Origin of the sequence: Streptomyces sp. URMC 123 (assembly GCF_051386515.1) — a bacterium.
Classification (GTDB): Bacteria; Actinomycetota; Actinomycetes; order Streptomycetales; family Streptomycetaceae; genus Streptomyces.
In genome coordinates this window covers 1-272 of the sequence record NZ_JBPQTV010000766.1, presented here as the reverse complement: position 1 = coordinate 272, position 272 = coordinate 1, and the positions used below count along the sequence as shown (strand labels likewise).

Below are 272 nucleotides of genomic sequence, written 5' to 3'. Positions count from 1 at the left end.
GGGCGCGCTGGAGGCGATCCGGGCGGTCGCCGAGGAGGTGCCGGAGGCGGTGGTCGGGGCGGGCACGGTGCGCTCCCCCGGCCAGGCCGGGGCCGCCGTCGCGGCGGGCGCGCGCTTCCTGGTGAGCCCCGGCTGGACGGAACGGCTGCTGGGCGCGCTGCGGGAGTGCGGGGCGCCGTTCCTGCCCGGGGTGTCGACGGCCTCGGAGGTGCTGGCGCTGCTGGAGCGCGGGGTCGGCGAGATGAAGTTCTTCCCGGCGCAGGCGGCGGGCG

1 pseudogene is annotated in these 272 nt (G+C 80.1%); it reads left to right on the top strand.

Going from position 1 to position 272, the window contains the following annotated elements:
* Positions 1 to 272, top strand: a pseudogene (locus ACSNOD_RS31925) (keto-deoxy-phosphogluconate aldolase); the annotation flags it as partial.